Raw genomic sequence first — 385 nt, 5'->3', positions numbered from 1 at the left:
CTTTTGTCATGTAGGCGGTAGTGATGGCACCTTCTTTCATGATGCCGATGACATCGAGTAATGATGTGTTGTCTGATTTGAGATGGCGTTGAATTAGCTCACGAGCCTGTTGTATATGGTGGCGGCAATACGTTGCGATCTCGCCACTGTCGTCACTGAATTCGGCGGACGAGTTGATGAAGAAACAGCCGCGAAACTCGCCCAATTTTTCCTCAGAACCATGAAACCAGCCGTTATGCGCGGTAAACAACTCGTCGATCACGTCTGCACTCGATTGTGCTGATGACAGTTTTTCCTCTTGCCACGCCATGAAGATTTGGTGGCGTTGTTCTAGTGCGGCGAGGATGAGCGCCTCTTTGCTCCTACATAGGCTGTACCTGTCTCT

1 pseudogene is annotated in these 385 nt (G+C 49.9%); it reads right to left on the bottom strand.

Annotated elements, in window-relative coordinates:
* Window positions 1-310, bottom strand: a pseudogene (locus UF05_RS08880) (TetR/AcrR family transcriptional regulator); the annotation flags it as partial.
* Between the last annotated feature and the right edge of the window lie 75 nt (window positions 311-385).

Origin of the sequence: Vibrio sp. S457-15 (assembly GCF_000960545.1) — a bacterium.
GTDB lineage: Bacteria > Pseudomonadota > Gammaproteobacteria > Enterobacterales > Vibrionaceae > Vibrio > Vibrio parahaemolyticus.
This window is presented reverse-complemented; position numbering and strand designations above follow the sequence as displayed.